Here is a 1,464-nt window from a genome sequence, read left to right as displayed (position 1 = left end):
CGGAATACAGGAGGTAAAGCATGATTAGCGTAATAGGAGTAAGGTTTAAGAAAGCTGGTAAGATATATTATTTCGATCCTGACAGCAAGATGGTCAAAAAGGACGATGATGTAATAGTGGAGACTGCAAGAGGAATAGAATTTGGTGCTGCAGTTGTAGGTCCCAAGCTTATAAGTGAAGAAGAAGTGATTCAACCTCTCAAAAAGGTTTTGAGGGTTGCTACTAAAGATGATGTAGAAAAGAATATAAAGAACAAGAAGAATGAGCATAAAGCTTTTGTAACGTGTATGGGGAAAATAGACGAACATGGTCTTGACATGAAGCTGGTTGATGTTGAATATACATTTGACAACAACAAGGTCATATTCTATTTCACAGCTGAAGGAAGAGTGGACTTTAGAGAACTTGTAAAGGATCTGGCAGCAATATTCAAGACAAGGATAGAGCTTAGACAGATAGGAGTAAGGGACGAAGCCAAAATGATAGGTGGACTTGGACCATGTGGAAGAACGCTTTGCTGTTCCACTTTCCTTGGTGATTTTGCACCTGTGTCCATAAAGATGGCAAAGGAGCAGAACCTTTCCCTTAATCCTACAAAGATATCTGGAATATGTTCAAGGCTAATGTGTTGCCTTAACTATGAAAAGGATCTTTATGAGGAAAATCTCGACCGTCTGCCTAAAGTCGGAGATAGAGTAGAAACTCCAAATGGAGTAGGAGATGTAATAAGAATAAATCCTCTTCTCAGTAAAGTAAAGGTAAGGATCAGGAGAAGAAGCGATAGAGGCGATATCGATGAAATAGAGGATTTCGAAGAAGTAGATGTTAAGAAGTTGAATAAGGGCGACGTAGGATATGAAAGACCTGAACCAAGTCCAGGCAGGCAACCAAGAAAATCTGACAGAAAAAGCAAGGGCGATAAAAAAGACGGTCAGGGAAAGAGCAAGTATAGAAAAGGAAAGCCCAACAAGAACAGGGGCGATGTAAAAGACGGTCAGGACAAAAAAGACAGGCCACAAAATCAGGATGTAAAAAACAAGCAGGTAAAGCTGGATAAAAAAGACAAACCCGAGATGAAAGACAGACCTGACAATAAAGACAGACAAGAAAGAAAAGACAGACCTGACAAGAAAAAAAGATATAAAAAAGATAGAAATATCAACAGAGACAGACAGGAAAAAAAAGAAAAACCCAAAAACAATGAAAAACCAGAATAATTTTACTTTAAATGATTTGACATCAGTGGTAAAATAATGTAGAGTTTATTTAGTTTCAGTAAGGAGGTGTAATGATGGCTTATAAAATTAATGAAGCATGTATTAACTGTGGAGCTTGTGAGGCAGAATGTCCAGTAGGTTGCATCAGTGCAGGAGACGATATCTATGTAATAGATGAGGCTGCTTGTATTGACTGTGGAGCATGCGCTAGCGTATGTCCTGTAGAAGCACCTGTTCAGGTTTAATT

General features: G+C 38.6%; 1 protein-coding gene and 1 pseudogene. Both read left to right on the top strand.

From position 1 onward, the window contains the following. Nucleotides 1-20: 20 nt before the first annotated feature. Nucleotides 21-839, top strand: a pseudogene (locus AC3AX0_RS08550) (PSP1 domain-containing protein); the annotation flags it as partial. A gap of 452 nt (nucleotides 840-1,291) precedes the next feature. Then, on the top strand, nucleotides 1,292-1,462 hold the full coding sequence (locus tag AC3AX0_RS08545) for a 4Fe-4S binding protein (protein ID WP_487549878.1): 171 nt from the start codon (nucleotides 1,292-1,294) through the stop codon (nucleotides 1,460-1,462). Nucleotides 1,463-1,464: the final 2 nt, after the last annotated feature.

Source organism: Dethiosulfatibacter sp. (assembly GCF_983023055.1).
The sequence above is the reverse complement of the archived record's forward strand: the minus strand, read 5'-3'. Positions and strand labels throughout refer to the sequence as shown.